Raw genomic sequence first — 19,990 nt, 5'->3', positions numbered from 1 at the left:
GTCACACCCCACGGCGGGCCGGTCGCGTTCCGCGCCTGCCGCGGCGATGACGCACACCCCGAAGGGATCACGATCGTGATCGATGTGCTCATCGTCGGAGCCGGCCCCAACGGCCTCATGCTCGCCTGCGAACTCGCTCTGGCCGGCGTCCACCCTGTCGTCCTCGAACGCCACGCCACGCCCGGAGGCGAGCCCCGCGCCAACGGCCTCGTCGGCCAGGTCGTCCGCCTGCTCGACCGGCGCGGCCTCTACGCGCGGCTCAGCGGCGAGAGCACCCCGCCGTCCCCCCAACCAGCCTTCACCTTCGGCGCGTTCCCGCTGGATCTCACGGTGCTCGCGGAGAATCCGCACTACGTGCTCGGCGTGCCGCAGGCCCAGCTGGAGGCCACCCTCGCCGCCCGCGCCGTCGAGCTCGGCGTCGACCTGCGCCGCGGCCACGAGGTCGTCGACCTCCGCCAACGCCCCGACGCGGTCGAGGTTCACCTCGCCGACGGTACGCAGCTCACGTCCCGTTTCCTCGTCGGCGCCGACGGCGGTCGCAGCGCGGTGCGCCGCCTCGCCGGCATCGACTTTCCCGGCGCCACGTTCGACCGGTCGGTCTCCCGCACCGCCACCGTGACCGTCCCCGCGTCATCCCTCGACCCGGCGACCGGCGGGCTGTGCGCCCCCGGCTACGGCGTCGTCCCGCCGTTCCAGCACACCCGCACCCCGCGCGGCATGATCGCCTGGGCGCCCTTCCCCGGCCGCCCGGCGATCCTGAGCACGACGGAGTGGCCCGACGCGCCGACGAGCGACGAGACCCCCATGACCCTGGCGGAGCTACGCGCCAGCGTCGCCCGGGTGCTCGGCGTCGACGTCCCCTTCGGCCCACCCGACGGCCCCGGCCTGCTGCGGCGGCTGACCGGCGGCAACACCCGCATCGCCGCCCGCTACCGCGCCGACCGGGTGCTGCTGGTCGGCGACGCCGCGCACGTGCACCCCGCGATCGGCGGCCCCGGCCTCAACCTCGGCCTGCAGGACGCCGTCAACCTGGGTTGGAAGCTGGCCGCCACGGTGCGCGGGTGGGCGCCGCAGGGCCTGCTCGACACATACGAGACCGAGCGCCGTCCCGTAGCCGAACGGGTCGTCATGTCCACCCAGGCGCAGTCGGCGCTCATCGAGCCCGGCGACGAGATCACCGGCCTGCGGGAACTCTTCGCCGAACTGCTGCGCATCCCGGAGGTGACCGGGCACATCGCGGCGCTGATGTCCGGCGCGGACATTCACTACCCCGCCGACCCCGCCGACCCGTTGGCCGGCCGGTGCGCCCCCGACGTGGTCGTGCACGCCGACCACGCCGCGGTACGCCTCGCCGAGCTGACCCGCACCGCCCGGCCGTTGCTACTGGATTCCACTGGTGTCTACGCCGAGGTGGCCGCGCCCTGGCGAGACCGGGTCGACGTCGTCAGCGGCGCGTTGCGGGGCACGGCCGCGACCGCGTTGCTCGTACGCCCCGACTGCTTCGTCGCCTGGTCCGCCGGGGATGCGGACACCCTGCGCGCCTCGCTCACCCACCACTTCGGCCTGCCCCGGTGACCGGAAGCGTCTCGTGGACGCCGCTGGCGTCCGTCGCGTCCGTCCATCGACGAGTCCCTGTCGGACCCCGCAAGGTGGGACATGGCCGGGTGCCGGCAACACTGTCGGGCGCTGGTTGCCGGCCACCGACCACACCGACGAAGAATCAGTCGGTGATCACCGGCCAGGCGTAGGCGAGCAGGGCGCAGGCGGCGCCCAGCAGCGCGAACGAGACACCCCGAGTGGGCAGTGGCAGTGCGGCGAGCACGATCAGGATGACCGCGATGACGTAGAGAAATGCCTGGACCGACATGGGACTCTCCTCAATCAGGGAATTGATGGGAACCGACGTTGACCGCCGGGGTGACACCCCGCTCATGCGCGAACGCCGCACGCGCGGGTCGGGCGCGCGGGCTTGATCAGCCGTCCGGCGTGAAGAGCCCCTGAATACCGACGACGATCGCGATGAGACCGAAGATCGCGAGCAACAGGCGGACTCCGGTCGCGCGGTCCGACCGCTCCTCGCGCGACGCCGGCCGACCGGTCAGCCGGCTCCACAACAGGGCGAGCCCCACACCGATCCCCACCACCTCGAAGTGGAACACCCGGGGGCCGGACACCAGGTGGACGATGAGGTGGTAGCCGCCGGTCACGAGCGCCACGAGGCCGACCACCCACGCGAACGGGGCCGCCCGACCGGCGAGGCGGCCCAGGTCGTCACCGACGCGTGGCAACAGCCGCAGCACCGAGACGGCGAGCAGGAAACCACCGACGATGTTGGCGAGGTCGAGCAGCAGAGCCATGATCACGAGGGTCTCCGTCGATCGGATGATCAGCCGGTGGGAGCGTACCCACGGAGCCGGTCGGTTGAAACGAGATCTGGCGGCCGATGGCGCGCCGTCGGCTGTCTGCGGTCGAGGGATCCGCGGCGAAAGGCCCCGGTACGATGGGTTCCGGTGCGCCGGGAAGTCTGGTCGGCAGATGTTCCGACCCGTCTTTCGAAAGTTGGCCTGCTTGTGACGTCGAACCCTCAGTCGCCTCCTCGTGTTCTCGGCCGTGGTTCCTGGGCTGAGGCACGTCGCATCGCCGACGTACTGCGCAAGGAGACGATCGGCGGCGCGTTGCTGCTGGTCGGTGCCGTCGTGGCGCTGATCTGGGCGAACTCGCCGTGGGCGCACCGCTACCAGGCGATGACGGCGCTCACCGTCGGGCCCCACGCGCTGCACCTTGACCTGTCGCTGGCGACGTGGGCGGCTGACGGGCTGCTGGCGATCTTCTTCTTCGTCGCCGGTCTCGAACTCAAGCGCGAGTTCGTCGCCGGTGATCTGCGTGATCCCCGCCGGGCCGCGGTCCCGGTCGCCGCCGCGGTCGGCGGCGTACTCGTGCCGGCCCTGCTGTACGCGGTGGTGAACTGGGGCGGCGCGGTGAAGGGCTGGGCGGTTCCGACCGCCACCGACATCGCGTTCGCCCTCGCCGTGCTGGCGGTGATCGGCCGGCATCTGCCGAGCGCGCTGCGCACCTTCCTGCTGACCCTGGCGGTGGTGGACGACCTGCTGGCGATCGTCATCATCGCGGTCTTCTACACCGCCCACCTGTCGCTGCTGCCACTGCTGGCCGCGGTGGTGCCGCTGGGCCTGTTCACGCTGCTGGTGCAGCGTCGGGTGCGCTCATGGTGGCTGCTCCTGCCGCTGGCGTTCGCGACCTGGGCGCTGGTGCACGCCTCCGGCGTGCACGCCACCGTCGCCGGGGTGCTGCTCGCCTTCGCCGTCCCGGTGCCGCGCTCCACAGGGGCCGGCCCCGGACCCGGCCTGGCCGAGCACTTCGAGCACCGATTCCGGCCGATCTCCGCCGGTGTTGCGGTGCCGCTGTTCGCGCTGATGGCCGCCGGGGTGGCCGTCGGCGGGCTGGACGGCCTGACGCAGGCGCTCACCGACCCGATCGCCGTGGGCATCATGCTCGGTCTGGTCGTCGGCAAGCCGATCGGCATCCTGCTGGCAACCTGGCTCGTCGCGCGGTTCACCCGGGCCCGACTGGACTCGGGGCTGGCCTGGATCGACGTGGTCGGCCTGGCCGTGCTGTCCGGCATCGGGTTCACCGTCTCGCTGCTGATCGGCGAACTCGCCTTCGGTGTCGGCAGCGACGCCGACGGCCGGGTCAAGATCGCTGTGCTGGGAGGCTCCCTGATTGCCGCCGCGCTCGCCACGGTCATCTTGCGGTTGCGTAATCGCGTGTACCGGCAGATCTACGAGGCCGAGCAGGTCGACCATGACCATGACGACGTTCCGGACGTCTACCAGAAATAGGTCCACTGCGAGTGGGGGCTGCCAGGCGGCGTCAGCGCGGTCAACGCGGCGTCCGGGCGTATCGTCGGTGCATGCGCGCGAGCGATGTGGCCATCCCGATGGACACCGTCACCGAGGACATGCCGGCCCGGGAGGCCGCGCGGATCCTGGCGGCGCAGGACCTGCCCGGCCTGATCGTGGTGGACGCCAAGGGCCGCCCGTCGACGGTGCTGGCTGGCACGCAGGTGCTGCGGATGGCACTGCCGTCCTACTGCCAGGACGATCCGGCGCTGGCCCGGGTGATCGACGAGGCCGCTGCCGACGTGATCCTGGAGGGGATAGGCGACCGCACCGTCGCGGACCTGCTGCCCCGCAACCGTCCGGGCCTGCCGGCGGTCAACGCTGACGCCACCCTGCTCGAGGTCGCCTCGGTGATGGCGCGATCGAATGTGCCGCTGGTCGCGGTCGTCGACCACGACCGGGTGATGACCGGCGCGATCACCCTGGACGGGCTGCTCGACCGGATGCTCGGCACCTGAGCGTCAGAAGAATCGCAGCCACAGATACGGCACCGCGATCGCCACCGAGATCACGGTGACGATCAGACCGTACTTGGTGAACCCCCAGAACGTGATCTTGTGCCCGGCACGTTCGGCGATGCCGAGCACCACCACGTTTGCCGAAGCGCCGACGGCGGTGGCGTTGCCGCCGAAGTCAGCCCCGATGGCGAGCGCCCACCACAGCACCTGAGCCTTACCGAGCCCACCTTCGGCGTTCACCAGCTCGCTCACGATCGGGCTCAACGTCGCCACGTACGGGATGTTGTCCACGATCGCCGACAGCCCCGCCGACGCCCACAGCATCAACATGGTGGCTGGCCACAGCTTGCCCCCGACGGCCTCGGTCGCCGACCGGGCGACGCTGTCGATCACTCCGGTGGCGACCAGGGCTCCGACCATGACGAACAGGCCGGCGAAGAACACCAGCGTCGGCCACTCGACGTCCTTGACCACGTCTTCCGTGTCCAGCCGCGACAACGCCAGCAACAGCAGGCCACCGAGCACGGCCACCACCGAGGGCTCCAGGTCCAGCACCGTGTGCAGGCTGAACGCGAGCAGCACCGTGCCGAGCACCACCAGGCTGATCACCACGAGGCGGCGGTCGCGAATCGCGTCCGCCTCCCGCAGCGCCATCACCCGGGCCACGCGCTCGGCGTCGTAGCGGAACGCCGTGCGGAACATGATCCGACACAGGCCGACGAACACGACGAGCACGATCAGCACCAGCGGGGCCATGACGTTCAGGAAGTCGGTGAAACTCAACCCCGACCGGCTGGCGATGATGATGTTCGGCGGGTCGCCGACCAGGGTTGCCGCGCCACCGATGTTGGACGCCATGACCTCGGCGATCAGAAACGGGATCGGCGGCACGCCGAGCCGCTCGCACACCAGCAGCGTCACCGGCGCCACCAGCAGCACGGTCGTGACATTGTCCAGCGCCGCCGACACCACGGCGGTCACCACCACCAGGATCACCATGATCGGGAACGGACGGCCCCGAGCCTTCTTCGCGCTCCAGATCGCCAAGTACTCGAACAGGCCGGTGCGTTTCAGCACACCGACGATCAGCATCATCCCCAGCAACAGGAAAATGACGTTCCAGTCGATGCCCGCCTCTTCGGAGAAGAACGCATGCTCGGCATCGGTCGCCCCGATCGCCAACATGATCGACGCGCCGCCCAGGGCCACCGCCACCCGGTTGATCTTCTCGGTGGCGATCAGGACGTAGGCGGCGGCGAACACGGCCACCGCGATCCAGGCCAGGATGCTCATTCGGCGCTTCTCCGGTTCTGGTCAGCCGTTATCGCAACGCCGACCAGGCTTCCCGGCACACCTGAGATCAACCTATCAGCCTGGGCGATCGGCAACGGTGTGGTGTGCCGGCCCGGCCGGCCCGCAACCGCACCGCACCACCTGTTCATCGACGACAACCGAGGTGGGCTGGAGTGGGCGACCCGGAGCGTCGTAAGGGTTCCGAAAGGGTTCGCGACCAGTTCGACGGCTGCGGGGGTCGTACGCTGCGGGGGTGGGGAAATGGATCTTCCGGTCGCGAGTGGCCTGGGCCGGTCTCGCCTCCGCTGTCCTCGTGGCGGCTCTGGCCCTCTACTGGTTCCAACCGTGGAAGCTGTTCACCGACACGTACGTCGACGAGGCGGTTCCCCCCGTGGGGACCACGTCGACCGCGCCCACTCCCGCGTCCGCGGCGCCGGCGGCGACACCAGCCGGGAACGCGATCCTGACCGCCGGCGAGTTCGTCACCCACGAGCACCGGACGACCGGCAGTGCCGAGATCCACCGGCTCGCCGACGGGCGCCACCAGCTCGTCATCCGGAACCTGAATACGTCGAGCGGGCCGGACCTGCGAGTGTGGCTGACCGACCAACCGGTCACCCTCGGCAAGGCCGGGTGGCGGGTGTTCGATGACGGCGAATGGGTCGAACTGGCCAGGCTCAAGGGCAATCAGGGCAACCAGGTGTACGAGATACCGGCATCGGTTGACCCCCGCGACTTCCGGAGCGTCTCCATCTGGTGCAAGCGATTCGCCGTCTCCTTCGGCGCGGCCGACCTCAAGGCCGTCTGACGTCGCCGGGCTGCCCGTTGCGACGCCGGCATATGCGGCGTCGCAACGGCGCACACCCCCGGCGCCGGTCACCAGCTCGGTACCGGGGGTGCGGGCCACCGTCAATCGGTCGTCGCGGCGAGACGAGCGTCAAACGGCCGTACGCGACCACTGCTGGTTGGCGCCGGTGTTGCACGGATACTGCTTGAGGATCACGCCGTCCGCCGTCGACGCGGCCGGTACGTCCACGCACTTGCCGCTGTGCCGGGCGCGGAGTTGGAAGTAGCTGCCGTTGGCGACCATCTGGAACTGCTGGTTGGTGCCGGTGCCACAGGTGTACTGGACGAGTTCGGCGCCGTCGGCGGTCGAAGCGCTCACCACATCGAGGCACTTTCCGCTGTGTCGGCTGATGATGCGCCAGTAGCCACTGCCGGCGTCCTGGAACTGCCACTGCTGCCACGCGTTGCCGCCGTACGTGTACTGGCCGACCCGCGCGCCGTTGTCGGTGTTCGGTTGCTGGACGTCCATCGCCTTGCCACTGTGCCGCACGGTGATCCGGTAGAACGTTCCCGTCGTGGGCGGAGGCGTCGTCGGACCACCGTCGATGGTGTCGCCCCAGGCGTACCGGATCCGGTCGGCGCCGGAGGTGTTGCGGACGGTCAGGCTGAGGTTGGTGCCGCTGCCGCCGAGGGCGAACATCGAGTACCAGTCGTATCCGATGGTGCCCGGCTTGCCGCCGAGGGCGGGCCAGTAGGTGCCGCCCATCTGGTTGTCGCGCATGACCTGGGCCAGCGCGCGGATGTAGCGCACGAAGTTGTCGGTGCTGCCCGCGTCGGCGTAGTTGCGGCCGTCGTTCATGGGAGCGCCGAACTCGGTCGCTACCGCGCGGGAGGCGCAATTGCCCAGGCGGGTCTGGATGTGGCTGCGGAAGGCGTCGTAGGTCATCGCGCCGTAGAAGAACGCGTAGTAGTGGAAGGACAGCAGGGTCGAGTTGAAGCGGGTGTCGTTGCAGATGTCGCGCAGATCCTGGCTGAAGCCGGTGCCACCGATGAGCACCCGGCCGGGCACCGCCGAGTAGTGGTAGCTCAGCCAGTTCGCCGCGACGTCGCGCCACTCCGCCGAGCTGTAGCCGTGCGGCTCGTTCATCGGCTCGAAGTAGACGTTGGTGTTCGAGCCGTACGTGTTGGTCACCGTGGACCACATCGCGTTCCACGCGGCGAGGTTCGTGATCCTACCGCCGGAGGCCGCGCCGTCCTCCCAGTAGGCGAGGATGACTTTGAACCCGCGGGCGGTCGCGGCGTCGATGGCGCCGCGGTACGCCTCCCACCACGCCGTTCCCACCGTGTGGGTGTTGATGGGCAGCCGGACGGTGTTGACCCCCATGGTGGAAGCCATGCTGTCGTAGAGGGCATTGGCCTTGGCCCGCACCGTCGCGTTGCTGTCGGACGAGCTGAGGCCCTGCACGACGAGCGGGCCGGTGCTGAAGTTGTCACCCAACACGGCCCAGTTCATGCCGCGAAACTGGCTGGTGGCGGCGGTGGCCGGCGACGACGTGACGACGACGATGCCAACCAGCGCGGTCATCGCGCTCACCAGAGCGATCAGAAGTCGGCGCAACGACCGGGTGCTCCGCGACGCGTGTCCGTGCGACAGCCTTTTGCGTTTCATGACAGGTCCAATCAGTGTGGGGAGACGGTCGGCGTTCAGGTGGTCACGCGGAAGGTGGCGTCGGCACGGCTCTGCGCATCGGAGAGCGGGTCGAGCCGGAGCAGGTAGTTGTAGTGCCGGATGTAGCGGTCCGGGTGGCTGTATGCCTGGAAGGACGTCCACGAGGAGTTGGCGACGCCGGCGACCTGCCGGAAGGTGGCGTCGGCGGCGAAGGTGGCGGTGCCGTCGTTGGCTTCCAGCCGGAAGTCGAACCCGTAGTGGCGCAGGTAGTAGCCCGGGTAGTTGACCGACTGGATGGAGACCGTGCCGGAGCCGGCCAGACCGGGCACCAGCCGCCACTGGCCGTCCTGCGCGGGGCTGACGTTCGGATCGATGCGGACGTCGTAGTCGTAGTGCCGTACGAACCGGTCCTGGAGGTTGTACGACTGGAGCCGGTTGACCGCCGTGGTGGGCCAGCGGGCGAGCACGCGGTTCTGCTCGGCGGCGGTCAGGTTGAGGATCGAACCGTGCCGTTTCCTGGTGCCGCCCATGTCGTACGAGCCGGACGCCGGCAGCCGGAAGCTGGCCGGGCTCGACGGATTGGTGGTCAGGACGGGCAGGTAGCCGCGCCCGCTGGCGTACTGGTCGAGGTAGAGAACCCACTCGTTACGGGCGTTGAACCGCATCCACATCGGGCCCTCGACCTGGGAGCCCGTCAGCCCGATGCCCGACAGGTTCCCGAGGGTCGTCCAGGTGCCGAGGATGGAGTTGCTGCCTTCGAGGGTGATCTGGCCGTCGCGGGAGGCCCGGACGTAGCGGTAGGCGCCGACGCCGGCCGGCACCTCGACGATCTGGGTGTCGATGATCTCCTGGCTGCCAGACCGGCTGAGGTAGACCTGCGGCGTGGTGATGCTGCGGAAGTCCGCCGTGCGCGCGTAGTAGATGCGGTGCTTGGTCACCCCGTTGAGCGGGACGTTCGTCGCCCAGTAGAGGACGTAGTCGCCGGTGGCCGGGTTCCAGATCGCCTCCGGAGCCCAGGCGTTGCGTCCGTCCGGAATCGGGCCGGCGACGTTCAGCAGCCACGGCGCGGACCAGGTGACCAGGTCGGTGGACTCCCACACGACGAAGTTGCGGCTGCCGTTGTTGACCGCGGTCGACCAGTCCTGGCCGCAGCCGATGCACAGGTCGGTGGCGATGATCCAGTACCTGTCACCGGCGGGCGAGCGAACCAGGGCGGGGTCGCGGACGCCGCGGGTGCCGACTGTGGATCGCAGCACGAGCCCGCCGTTGTTGAGGTCCGTCCAACGCAGGCCGTCGGCGCTGTGGGCGAGGTAGATCTGTTGACCGGTCGAGGACTCGCCGGTGAAGTGCGCCATCAGGTAACCGACGGCCGGGTCGAGCGCGACCGCTGCCTTCGGCGTCGCCACCGACCAGGTGGTGAAGAGCAGGCACGCGGCGAGCGACACCGCGTAGAGCCGGGCGAGGACTCTCGACATGGGTCCTTCTCCTTCGCGGAGGGGCGGGCGACAACACCCCGAGCCGACCTACATGTGAGCGTTAACAGCTCCGAGGGGACGCGACCCAGGGCCGCGCGGTGGGGAGCGGTGGGTGGCGTGCCGTGCCGGTGTCGCCGGCGAGGCAGACGCCATGTGTCCAGATCATTAAGTACGTGTTGCGGACAAGTGTTAGCGATCGCAACTGGAGTGTCAAGGCATCGAAGATGCTCGTTCGACTTGACCGAACAGAGCGCCCCGAGGGGTGGATCCACCCGGCGGGCCGACGCCGCATCGATCGCGGACGTCATACGTCACATCATTATGCTAGTCTATGTGTTGCGTGGCTCACCGCCGGCCGTCGGTTCGGCGACCAGAACCGGCCGCCGCGGCGTCGGCACGGCCCTCGACGGTCTACGAAGGGCCGCCGCGCGGGTTCCTCGCCGACCGGTGACGCCCCACGCCCACACCACCAATGGAAGTTCGTCCACCACAAGGAGGCGCAGCTGTGCCACTTCGCAAACTCTCCGGCCCCTGGATCGGGGCCGCCATGGCTGTCCTGGTTCTCGTCGCCGTCGGGGCGTACATCATCGTGGCTGGCGGATCGGCGGCCGCCGCCACCACCGCCGGCTGCGGCAAGGCGCCCGGACTGAACAGCGGCACCCACACGATCCAGAGCAGCGGAAAGAGCCGCAGCTTCATCCTTCGGCTGCCCGACAGCTACAACAACACCTATGCCCACCGACTGGCGTTCGGGTTCCACTGGCTGGGTGGCACCGCCGATCAGGTGGCGTCGGGCGGCACCGACGGAGCGGCGTGGGCCTACTACGGCATGCTCTCCCAGTCGAACAACACCACGATCTTCGTTGCCCCGCAGGGCATCAACAACGGCTGGGGCAATTCCAACGGTGAGGATGTGACCTTCACCGACGACATGGTCCGCGTCATCGAGAACGCCCTCTGTGTCGACACGACGCAACTCTTCTCGGTGGGATTCAGCTACGGCGGCGCGATGAGCTACTCGTTGGCGTGTTCCCGGCCCACCGTGTTCCGTGCGGTCGCGGCGATCGCGGCGCCCGGGGCGATCAGCGGCTGCAGCGGCGGCACCCAGCCAGTGGCGTACCTGGGGATCCACGGCGTCAACGACAACATCCCGAACGGACGGGCGCTGCGCGACAGGTTCGTCCGGAACAACGGTTGCGCCGCGCAGAACCCGCCCGAGCCGGCGCCGGGTAGCCGGACCCACATCACCACCGCCTACTCGTGTCCGGCCGGATATCCGGTGGTCTGGGCCGCGTTCGACGGCGGCCACCAGCAAGGTCCGGTGGACGGCTGTGCCGGCTGTGAGAGCGGCGCGCGGAGCTGGGTCAAGCAGGAGGTGTGGAGGTTCTTCACCCAGTTCGGCTCGACCGTGCCGCCCACCACTCCCCCGCCCACCACGCCCCCGCCGTCGAGCCCACCGCCCGGCCAGCAGAACGTGCTGATCGCGGGTAGCCAGTCCGGCCGGTGCATCGACATCCCCAACTCCAGCACCACCAACGGAACCCGCGCGCAACTGTGGGACTGTCACGGTCGCACCAACCAGCGCTGGACCCACACCGCGAGCCGCACCCTGACCGTCTACGGCAACAAGTGCCTCGACGCCAGCGGAGCGGGAAGCAGCAACGGCACCGCGGTCATCATCTGGGACTGCAACGGCCAACCCAACCAGCAGTGGAACCTGAACGCCAACGGCACCATCACCGGAGCCCAGTCGGGGCTCTGCCTCGACGCCGTCAGTTCCGGCACCGCCAATGGGACGCAACTGCACCTCTGGGCCTGCCACGGGGGCGCCAACCAGCAGTGGAGCACGCGCGCCTAGTGCCGCCTCAGGCAACGCTGAGCCTGTCGGAGACGCGCCGCTCGGGTCCTTTCCCGGGCGGCGCGTGGCCGTCCGGCTGTCCGGGTGGCCGAGTGGGGCAGCCATCGCTACAGGCCCACACTGCGCAGGGTCGGTACGGTCTGACCCACCCAGGCGAGCGCGGCGTCCTCGCGGGCGCCCTGGGTGCGTTGTGTGCCGGCCAGGAACCACAGGAAATAGGTGGTGTAGCCGGGCGCGCTGACCACTGTGTGGTACCCCTCGGGCATCATCTGCATCACATGCTCGCGGATGGTGACGTTCTCCTCGTACCCGTCGTCGGTGTAGACCCGGCTGATGCCGAACCCGTCCGCCGGGTTGACGCGGTAGTAGTACATCTCCTCGTGCGCAGCCTCGGCGGGCAGGTCGTCGACCTTGTGCCGGTGTGGCGGGTAGGTGCTCCAGTTACCCGAGGGCGTGTAGGTCTCGCCGACGATGAGCCGGCGGGCGGGCAGGTCCGGTTGCGAGACTTCGGTGAGGATCTGGTGGTAGGTACGGCCGAAGTTGGCCGCTCCCCAGCGGCCTGTCACGACCTGCTCCGGTGCGATGACATAGGGGTCGGTGGTCAGCTCGCTGGGGGCGCTGGGGAGGGCGATCTCCACGGCGGTGACCGCCTCGACGGTCACCGAGGAGCCGGCCGGGATGTAGACCGAGTGCGGCTTGCCGGAGAAAACGTCCGGTCGCTGGCCGACCTGCGGGAAGTGGCGGCCGGCGACGGTGAAGCTGGCCGTGCCACCGAGGATGACGGCCAGGATCTCCCGGTCACCGGACTCGCCGGTCCAGGACTCGCCGGCCGACAGCCGCAGCAGGGTGAAGTCCAGCAGACGGCAGGGATTGAAGGGCAGCGTGTTCCGGCCGTCGACGGCGGGAATCGCGCAGTGGTAGCGGTAGTCCATGGTCACCTTTCGGAGGATGCGGACGGTGCGGGTCGATCGCGGTGGTCACCAGGGGCTGGCCCAGCCAGGGATCGTGGCGCGGGTGAGGGCTTCCAGATAGAAGTAGTCGCCCCACAGGGTTCCCTCGTCGACGCCGATGCCCTTGGGTTTGTCGTAGACGCCGTGCAGGATCAGCGCGTTCGAGACCGGATGGCCACCGGTGGAGTAGTGGACGATGAGCGAGCGCAGGATCTCCGCGGCGGCTGTCCGGTACCGGTCGGCGCTGGCCGTGTCGGTAAGGCCGTCTGCCAGTTCGACCAGGCCGCAGGCGGCGATGGCCGCGGCTGAGCTGTCCCGCTCCTGGCCGCTGCCGTCGCCGAACTCCAGATCCCAGTACGCGACGTGGTCCTCGGGCAGGTGGGCGAGGAAGCGGTCGGCGCAGGTCCTCGCGGCGGCAAGCAGCGCCGGGTCGCCGACGTGCCGGTGGTTGAGGCTGAACCCGTAGATGCCCCATGCCTGCCCACGCGCCCAGCAGGAGTGGTCGGAGTGGCCCTGTTCAGTCTCCCCGCGTAGCGGCGCACCGCTGTCCGGGTCCCAGTAGAAGGTGTGGAAGGTGGTGCCGTCCGGACGCAGGATGTGCTGGCGAAGCTGAGCGGTGTGCCGGCGGGCCGCGGCGGCGTAGCGGTCGTCGCCGGTGGTCTGGCTGGCCCAGAAGAGCAGCGGCGTGTTCATGAGGCTGTCGATGATCGTGCGGCCACGTTGGCGGGGGTCGTTCAGGTCGCCCCAGGCCTGGATGATTCCGGCGGGTTCGAGGACGCGCGTCATCAGGTGGTCGGCGGCGGCGAGAGCGGCGCCTCGGGCCCGCGCGTCGCCGGTACGGCGGGCCGCGGTGACGCAGGCGAGGGTGTAGAGGAACCCGAGGTCGTGGGTGTCCAGGTCGATGCCGCGGGTCATCCGGGCCGCGAAACTGTCCACGTGGGAGAGCGCGGCCCGCCGGTGGCGCTCCGCACCGGTCAGATCATGTGCCAGCCAGAGCATCCCGGGCCAGAAGCTGGTGGTCCAGCCGACGTTGGCGCCCTCGGGCTGGCCTCCGCTCGCTGGCCGGAGTGGGTAGCGGTTGGCGGCGGTGGTGTCCGCGGGGTACCGGTCGCCGAAGGTGACGATGTTCGCGTCGACCGTGCGTATCGCGGCGGCCACCGCGGCCGCCGTGGCTTCTGCGTCGGAGCTGGGACGGACGTCGGTCGCCGTCATGGATGCTGTTCTCCCTCGTGGGTACGGTCCGGTGCCGGGCAGGTGCGTTGTCGGCGTCCCGGATCGGTGGCCGGAACGCGGTGCTCAGGTGCTCTGCGGTGCGGTCGCCGGTGGGTCGAGGGCAGCGCGCAGGGTGAAGCGGCTGTTGGCCCATACGACGTAGAGCAGTGGCGCGGCGGCGAGGCCGAGCGCGATCGCGGGACGGGCCGCCAGGATCTGTGCGAGCAGCACGAGGACGAGGAGAGAAACGGCGGTGAGGTACCACCGGCGCACCGCCAGATACACGCAGGCGCGGGCCACCTCACGCAACCGCGCGGTGGGTCGCTCGGCGACGGTCACCAACCCCAGCAACGTGGTAGCGACGGTGAGGACGATCAGGGTCGCCAGCACCGGCAGGGCGAGTGCCCCGACCCGGTGGCCCCACGCGGCGCGGGCGTCGACGGCGAGCACGACCAGGGCAGCCACGGCTGCCGCCGTCCAGAGCATCGCCGGCCGGGCGGTGGCTCGCCAGGCGCGGCCGTAGGTGCGCAGCACGCCGCCGGTGTCGCCGGCCGAATAGGCCGACATGACCGCGAAGACCGCACAGAGCCCGGGCGCGCAGAGCGGGGCGGTCAGCGCGTACAGCGGCCAGGAGCGCGCCGCCTCGGTGGTGAACGCGAGCGTCACCAGTGGCAGGCAACCGAGCACCAGCAGCAGGTTGCTGACGAGCGCGACGTAGATCCCGTCGAAGACGGCGGCGATGGTGTTGTGGCGCGAACGCATGGGCCTCAACCCTTCAGTCCGGTCGTGGCGATGCCCTCGATGAAGTAGCGCTGGCCGAGCAGGAAGATGACAGCGACGGGCAGCACGGACAGCACGGAGCCCGTCATGATCAGTGCGTACTCGGCGTTGTACTGGGAGATGAAGGTGTTCAGCCCCAACTGGATGGTGCGCAGCTCCGGACTGCGCAGGTAGATAAGCGGGCCGAGGTAGTCGTTCCAGGTGGTCGTGAACATCAGCAGGGCCAGGCTGGCAAGCGCCGGCCGGGACAACGGCAGAATGACCCGTCGGTAGATGCCGAACTCACTGAGCCCGTCGACCCGCGCCGCTTCGCTGAGCTCCTCGGGGATCGTCTCGTAGAACTGCTTCATCAGGAACACGCCGATCGCGCCGAACGCCTGCACCGCGACGATCGACCACAGCGTGTTCGACAGGTGCAGCTTCGACATGAGGATGAACTGCGGGATCATGTACGACTGCCAGGGCACCGCGATCGTCCCGACGTACGCCAGGAAGAGCGCGTTGCGGCCAGGGAAGCGGATGCGCGCGAAGCCGTAGGCGGCGAAGCTCCCCGTGAACACCTGCAGGACGGTGACGGTCACCGACAGCAGCAGGGTGTTTCGCAGCCACGTCGTCATGTCCGAGCGCTGCCAGATGTCGACGTAGTTCCGCCACACCACGGGATCGGGGAGCCAGGTGATCGGGATGGTGAAGACGTCGTTGTTGGTCTTCAACGACGCCACCACCATCCAGAAGAACGGCAGCAGCAACCCGGCCGCCACGAGCACGAGAGCGGCGTACCCGACGAGCCGCCAGACCCGGAGCCGGACAGGTCGGGCGGACGGTCTGCGGTTGCCGGGCGCGGCGATGGCCGGGGCGGGTGTGGAGAGGTCGGTCGCGGTCATCAGCTGTTCCCCCGCCTGTTGACCAAGAACTGGATGATCGTGATGCCGAAGCAGATGGCGAACAGGACGATGGAGACCGCCGAGGCGTAACCGAACTGGTTCTCCTCGAAGCCCTTCTGGTAGATGTACTGCGAGAGCACCAGCGTGGACTGACCCGGCCCGCCGCCGGTCATCACGAGGATGAGGTCGAAGACCTTGAAACTTTCGATGGTGAGCAGCACTGTGACGAAGAAGGTGGTGTGTCGTAACCCGGGGAGGGTCACGTGCACGAACCGCTGCCACGGTGAGGCGCCGTCGGTCTCGGCCGCTTCGTAGAGCTGGGCCGGGATGGTCTGCAGGCCGGCCAGGAACAGCAGCATGTAGTAACCCATGTACCGCCAGGTGCCGACGATGATGACCGCCGGCATCGACCAGGTCGCCGACGCGGTCCAGCCCGGCGGATTGTCCACCCCGACGGCGCCGAGGAGAGCGTTGATCGGGCCGTACTCGGGGCTGAACAGCTGGTTCCAGACGACGGCGATCGCCACGATCGAGGTGATGTACGGGAAGAAGGCGACGGTGCGGAAGAACCGCACGCCGCGCAGTTTGCGGTTGAGCAGCAGCGCCAGCCCGAGTGCCGCCGCGAGGGTCAGCGGGATGTGGAAGACGGCGTAGTAGACGGTGTTGCGCAGCGCGGCCCAGAAGCTCGCGTCGTCCCACATCCGCCGGAAGTTGGCGGTGCCGGTCCACTCGGCCATCCCGAAGACGTTCCAGTTGGTGAACGCCACGTAGAACAGCACGACGACGGGGAGCAGGGTGAGCACGGCGAAGCCGACGAAGTTGGGCAGGATGAACGACCAGCCGGCGACAGTGTTGCGCGACACCAGCCGCCGGTTCCTGGGTCTCGTGCGCGGCAATGTTGCCATAGGGAGTCTCCGGAAGCGTTCGGCATGGTGGCGGGACCGGCGTTCGACGGAGGCGCGCCGGACCCGCCAACAGCTCACTGGTTGAGGACCTCGTTCTTGGCACGGGTCTGCGCCTTGCTCAGCTCCGCGTCGACGCCCTTGCTGTCGGAGAGGATCGCCGAGTGCGTCTCGTTGAGGAGGTTCTGCAGGCCGGCGGTGTGCTTCGACACCGGGTTCTCCGGCTTGACGGTGTGCTTGGTGTAGGCGAACTTCGACAGGTCGTCCTGCGGTACGCCGTCCAGCCCGAACAGCGTCGCGGTGACCGCGTCGGTGACCTGGGCCGGGGTGATGCCGATCGCGGCCAGCGCCTTGCCGGCATCCGGGCCGGCCGCGTACTGGAGGAAGGCCTTGGCCGCGGCGGTCTTGGACTTGCTGATCTTCGGGTTGATCCCCAGGCCGGTCGGGTCACCGAAGGTGACAGGCGTGGCGGAGGTGCCGGTGGTGGACTTGTCGAACTGCGGCGCCGGAGCAATCCCCCACTGGAACGTGTCGGCGTCACCGCTCTGTCGCTGGTTGAGCAGCGTGGCCACGTACCAGGTGCCCATCAGCAGCATCGCCGACTGCTGCTTGCCGAACTGCGCCTGGTAGGTGAGTTTGTTGGTCTTCGCGGTGCCGAAGGTCGGCTGCGCGCCGGCCGCCTGCAGGTCCAGTGACCGCTCGTAGTACGGCTTCAGGTAGCCGAAGTCCCCGGAGAGCAGGTCCGCGTTGGGGGTCTGGGCGAGCGCGAATCCCTGCACTGTCGACTGGAAGGTGTGCTGGTACGCGCCGGTCGCGTTCGAGCCGGCCCCCTTCAGCCCGGTGTGCAGCCGCTTCGCCGCGTCGGTGTAGTCGTCCCAGGTCCAGCTGCCGTCCGGCGGCGCCACCTTCGCCTTTGCGAACAGGTCCTTGTTGTAGAACAGCACCCACGAGTCCTGCCGGTACGGCACCGCGTACGCCTTGCCGTCCACCTGGTACGACGAGAGCGCCGGCACCGAGTCGAGACCGGCGGTGACGTCGGAGACATCGAGCAGCTGTCCACCGCTCTGGTACGTGTAGAAGTTCTTGAGGTTCTTCATCACGTAGACGTCCGGGGCGGTGCCGGCGGCCAGGTCCGTGATCATCTGGGTGTCGTAGTCGTTGCCTGGGGCGTACTCCTTGAGCTCCACCGTCACGTTCGGGTGGGTCGCCTTGAAGCCGTCGGCGAGCGTCTTGAACTCGGGCGTGGACGACAGACTCCAGCCAGCCAGGGTGATCGTCACCGGGGCATTGGGGTCGACTGGCTCGTCTCCGCCGCCGCAACCGGCGAGAACAAGCGTCAGGGCCGTCGCAGCGCTGATGACGGCCGGTATCGCACGCTTCATCCCTCTCTCCTTAGGTCAAGGGGCCCGGACGGGCCCGCACTGCTACCAGGACGCCTGGTGGGCCTGGCATGCTCGGTGTCCAGACGGGTCGACGTGCCGATCCCGTCGGGCCAGTCGACCGCCAGGTGGAGACCGCGGCCGTCCTCGTCGGCCACGGCCTGGCCTACCTGCCCCACCGTGGCTGCCGGCACCGCGGACAGCTCGATGAAGGCGGCGACCCAGTCGCCCGGCCGGACGGGGTGGTCCAGCCAGGGCACTACCAGCCCGCCGGCCAGGGGCCCGCCGTGCGCAAGGGCGGTGGCACCGGCCGTTCCGTCCCCGCGAACGCTGTCGAGCCTGCTGGTCAGGCCGGCCCCGGTCAGGGCCACCGCCCGTTCGCCAACGGTTGCCGTCGCATCCCCGGCAATGGCCCAGCCGCCGATCCGCAGCCGCAGCGCAGCCGCTTCGACGCCGTCGGCGAGGTCGTCGACGCGGGTCAGACGTAGTTCCCAGGGGCCACGGACCAGCGAATACACAGTGAGGTGCCCGGCCGGTCGGGACCGGCCCACGCGGCCGCCGCCGTGATCGCGCTGACCCGGATCCGGGTCGACCCAGTGGGCGAGGGCACGTGACCCGGCCACGCCCACGCCGTCGGTGTCGACGTGCACGGTCAGCAGGCGCATGCCGGCGCGGTGGGTGACCTGGCCCGCGTGGTCGACGAGAGTGACGGACTGGTCGAGCGGGCTGGCCCAGCCGCTGTCGTCGAGGACGGGGCTGGTGGCGGTGGAGTAGCCCAGTCGCGCGTAGAGCGGGGAATCTGAGACGGTGGCGCCCTCTACGGCGTGGTCGGTGCCGTGATTGATGACCCGGACGATGCCGTCGGCACGGGTGCCGGAAACCAGCCAGCCTGGCGCGTGCACCGCCCGCACCGCGTCCCGCTCCTCGACTGGCAGCGGCTCCTCGGAGGCCGTCCACACCGGATGTTCGGCGGGTAGCGCGATGCCGAGCAGGCCCTTGCTGGCCCAGTAGGGCGAGCCCGGTCCGGAGTACGACTGCGCCAGTCGCGGCCACGACCGGTGCCAGCCGAGGGTGAGCAGACCTCGTTCGTCCAGGGCCCCGTTGGCGACGAAGTGGCGCACGATGCGGGTGGCCGCGCGACGCAACTGGCCGAGGCTGACCGAGGGCACGCCGGCGATCGCGCCGACCCAGAACGGCGCCGCCGCGGCGAAGCGGTAGATCAGGCTTCGCCCCTGGATCAACGGTGACCCGTCGGCGCCCACGAGCGTGACCGCGTCGCCCAGGAAGCGGTCGAGGCTGGCCAGGTCCCGATCGCGGCGCTGCTCGGCCAGGTCCGCGGCGCCGGCCATTCGGGCCCACAGCGTCGGATACAGGTGCAGGGCCCAGCCCACATAGTGGTCGTACGCGCGGTGCGGCCCGTCGGACATCCAGCCGTCCCCGCGGGCGAAGCCGTCGTGCGTGCTCAGGTCCGCGGCCATCTCGTCGATCGAGTACGGCCCACCCACCGAACGCAGGAATGTCTGTACGACCAGCCGGAACCACACCCAGTTGATCTGTGGATACGTGTCGTCGCCGACCGCCGGGCGCAGGTAGTCGACTACCCGCTCGTGCACCGCGGACGGCATCCGGTCCCAGATCCACGGGCGGGTCATGTCCAGGACCAGCGCGATGGAGGCGGCTTCCACCTTCGCCTGGGGGTGTTCGTCCAAGCGCACCCAGCGGTCGGGGGAGCTCGGATCGGTGCCGGCGGCGATGCCGGCCGCGTACCGGTCGACGAGCTCGTCCATGCCCACTCCCCTGGCCCCCGCGATGCGGAAGCCGGCCAGGAGGAAAGTGCGGGCGAAACCCTCGAGGCCGTCGACGGCCCGCCCGTAACCGCCCTTTCGCCCGGGAAGACTGACGAGAGCGTGACCGGGGGACGCGAACGGCCGGACCGCGGCGAGCATCCGGTCGGCGAGGGCCAGCCAGTCGTGCCGGCTCCAGGTCGCGGCATCCGAGGCCGTCCCCGGCGTTGACCGGCCGGCCGTCCTGGACGTCATCCCAGATCCTGTCGCATCGATCCGTCTCCATGGAATGTGGCGAGCGGCGCGTTGCCCGGAATGTGACGCTCCGGCATCCGCAGTGTTTCCGAAGTAAAACGCTCACATCAGAGCAAGTCAATGCTGTTCTCAAACCAGACGAACACATACGATCAAAAGGACACACGCCGTCACCGGGATCGACGGCGGCCGGAGCTACCGATGCCTGCCCACAAAACGGTCTCACACCCCCTAATCATCCGGTCGAAGACCGGACCTCCGGCCCGTGACCCGGTCGACCCCCGCCGCACAGCGGACTCAGCGACGCCAGCAACGCCACAACTGATCTGATACGATCAGAATCGCTCACAGCTGCTCGGTCGGCCCGAGGGCCATAGCCGTCGCGCGC

17 protein-coding genes are annotated in these 19,990 nt (G+C 69.4%); 5 read left to right on the top strand and 12 right to left on the bottom strand.

Features of this window, described 5'->3' with window-relative positions; translation table 11 throughout:
* The first annotated feature begins 75 nt into the window (after positions 1–75).
* The gene (locus ACFYPR_RS19785; RefSeq protein ID WP_387261411.1) at positions 76–1,575 is read left to right on the top strand and encodes an FAD-dependent monooxygenase; all 1,500 of its coding nucleotides are present in this window, start codon (positions 76–78) and stop codon (positions 1,573–1,575) included.
* Between the two features lie 145 nt (positions 1,576–1,720).
* Here the strand turns inward: ACFYPR_RS19785 and ACFYPR_RS19780 are convergent, their stop codons facing one another.
* Both ACFYPR_RS19780 and ACFYPR_RS19775 read right to left on the bottom strand, forming a co-directional pair.
* A complete protein-coding gene (locus ACFYPR_RS19780; protein WP_272616708.1) occupies positions 1,721–1,867 on the bottom strand; it encodes a hypothetical protein in 147 nt (48 codons plus the stop codon).
* Positions 1,868–1,973: 106 nt separating this feature from the next.
* On the bottom strand, positions 1,974–2,357 hold the full coding sequence (locus ACFYPR_RS19775; protein ID WP_387261877.1) for a hypothetical protein: 384 nt from the start codon (positions 2,355–2,357) through the stop codon (positions 1,974–1,976).
* 213 nt (positions 2,358–2,570) lie between these two features.
* Between ACFYPR_RS19775 and nhaA the strand changes: the two genes are divergently transcribed.
* Complete coding sequence (gene nhaA, locus ACFYPR_RS19770; protein ID WP_387261408.1) at positions 2,571–3,857, top strand: Na+/H+ antiporter NhaA; 1,287 nt, start codon at positions 2,571–2,573, stop codon at positions 3,855–3,857.
* Between the two features lie 71 nt (positions 3,858–3,928).
* Positions 3,929–4,375, top strand: a complete 447-nt coding sequence (locus tag ACFYPR_RS19765) for a CBS domain-containing protein (protein ID WP_354855530.1) — start codon at positions 3,929–3,931, stop codon at positions 4,373–4,375.
* Between the two features lie 3 nt (positions 4,376–4,378).
* Here ACFYPR_RS19765 and ACFYPR_RS19760 read toward each other — a convergent pair whose 3' ends face one another.
* The gene (locus tag ACFYPR_RS19760) at positions 4,379–5,668 is read right to left on the bottom strand and encodes an ArsB/NhaD family transporter (protein WP_354855531.1); all 1,290 of its coding nucleotides are present in this window, start codon (positions 5,666–5,668) and stop codon (positions 4,379–4,381) included.
* Positions 5,669–5,921: 253 nt separating this feature from the next.
* On the opposite strand from ACFYPR_RS19760, the gene ACFYPR_RS19755 reads away from it, so the two are divergent.
* A complete protein-coding gene (locus ACFYPR_RS19755) occupies positions 5,922–6,476 on the top strand; it encodes a DM13 domain-containing protein (RefSeq protein WP_387261405.1) in 555 nt (184 codons plus the stop codon).
* Between the two features lie 129 nt (positions 6,477–6,605).
* Here the strand turns inward: ACFYPR_RS19755 and ACFYPR_RS19750 are convergent, their stop codons facing one another.
* A complete protein-coding gene (locus tag ACFYPR_RS19750; protein ID WP_387261402.1) occupies positions 6,606–8,039 on the bottom strand; it encodes an RICIN domain-containing protein in 1,434 nt (477 codons plus the stop codon).
* 119 nt (positions 8,040–8,158) lie between these two features.
* Complete coding sequence (locus ACFYPR_RS19745) at positions 8,159–9,598, bottom strand: glycoside hydrolase family 43 protein (protein ID WP_387261399.1); 1,440 nt, start codon at positions 9,596–9,598, stop codon at positions 8,159–8,161.
* A 505-nt stretch (positions 9,599–10,103) separates the two neighbouring features.
* Here ACFYPR_RS19745 and ACFYPR_RS19740 point away from each other — a divergent pair.
* Complete coding sequence (locus tag ACFYPR_RS19740; RefSeq protein ID WP_355066564.1) at positions 10,104–11,456, top strand: ricin-type beta-trefoil lectin domain protein; 1,353 nt, start codon at positions 10,104–10,106, stop codon at positions 11,454–11,456.
* Positions 11,457–11,563: 107 nt separating this feature from the next.
* On the opposite strand, the gene iolB is transcribed toward ACFYPR_RS19740, so the two are convergent.
* The 7 genes from iolB to ACFYPR_RS19705 form a co-directional block, all read right to left on the bottom strand.
* Entirely contained in the window at positions 11,564–12,388 is an 825-nt protein-coding gene (iolB, locus tag ACFYPR_RS19735) for a 5-deoxy-glucuronate isomerase (RefSeq protein ID WP_355066604.1), read from the bottom strand.
* A gap of 45 nt (positions 12,389–12,433) precedes the next feature.
* Positions 12,434–13,618, bottom strand: coding sequence for a glycoside hydrolase family 88 protein (locus tag ACFYPR_RS19730; RefSeq protein WP_354862142.1), 1,185 nt, complete (start codon positions 13,616–13,618; stop codon positions 12,434–12,436).
* A gap of 84 nt (positions 13,619–13,702) precedes the next feature.
* Entirely contained in the window at positions 13,703–14,380 is a 678-nt protein-coding gene (locus ACFYPR_RS19725) for a hypothetical protein (RefSeq protein ID WP_354862144.1), read from the bottom strand.
* A 5-nt stretch (positions 14,381–14,385) separates the two neighbouring features.
* Positions 14,386–15,282, bottom strand: coding sequence for a carbohydrate ABC transporter permease (locus ACFYPR_RS19720; protein ID WP_387261395.1), 897 nt, complete (start codon positions 15,280–15,282; stop codon positions 14,386–14,388).
* The gene (locus ACFYPR_RS19715) at positions 15,282–16,145 is read right to left on the bottom strand and encodes a carbohydrate ABC transporter permease (RefSeq protein WP_387261392.1); all 864 of its coding nucleotides are present in this window, start codon (positions 16,143–16,145) and stop codon (positions 15,282–15,284) included. The genes ACFYPR_RS19720 and ACFYPR_RS19715 overlap by 1 nt, the downstream gene beginning before the upstream one ends.
* Positions 16,146–16,261: 116 nt before the next feature.
* On the bottom strand, positions 16,262–17,566 hold the full coding sequence (locus ACFYPR_RS19710) for an ABC transporter substrate-binding protein (protein ID WP_387261389.1): 1,305 nt from the start codon (positions 17,564–17,566) through the stop codon (positions 16,262–16,264).
* Positions 17,563–19,602 carry a DUF2264 domain-containing protein gene (locus ACFYPR_RS19705; protein WP_387261386.1) on the bottom strand — a complete coding sequence of 680 codons (2,040 nt, stop codon included), beginning with the start codon at positions 19,600–19,602 and terminating at the stop codon, positions 17,563–17,565. The genes ACFYPR_RS19710 and ACFYPR_RS19705 overlap by 4 nt, the downstream gene beginning before the upstream one ends.
* Positions 19,603–19,990: the final 388 nt, after the last annotated feature.

Source organism: Micromonospora sp. NPDC005254 (genome assembly GCF_042872525.1).
Taxonomy (GTDB): Bacteria; Actinomycetota; Actinomycetes; order Mycobacteriales; family Micromonosporaceae; genus Micromonospora.
The sequence above is the reverse complement of the archived record's forward strand: the minus strand, read 5'-3'. Positions and strand labels throughout refer to the sequence as shown.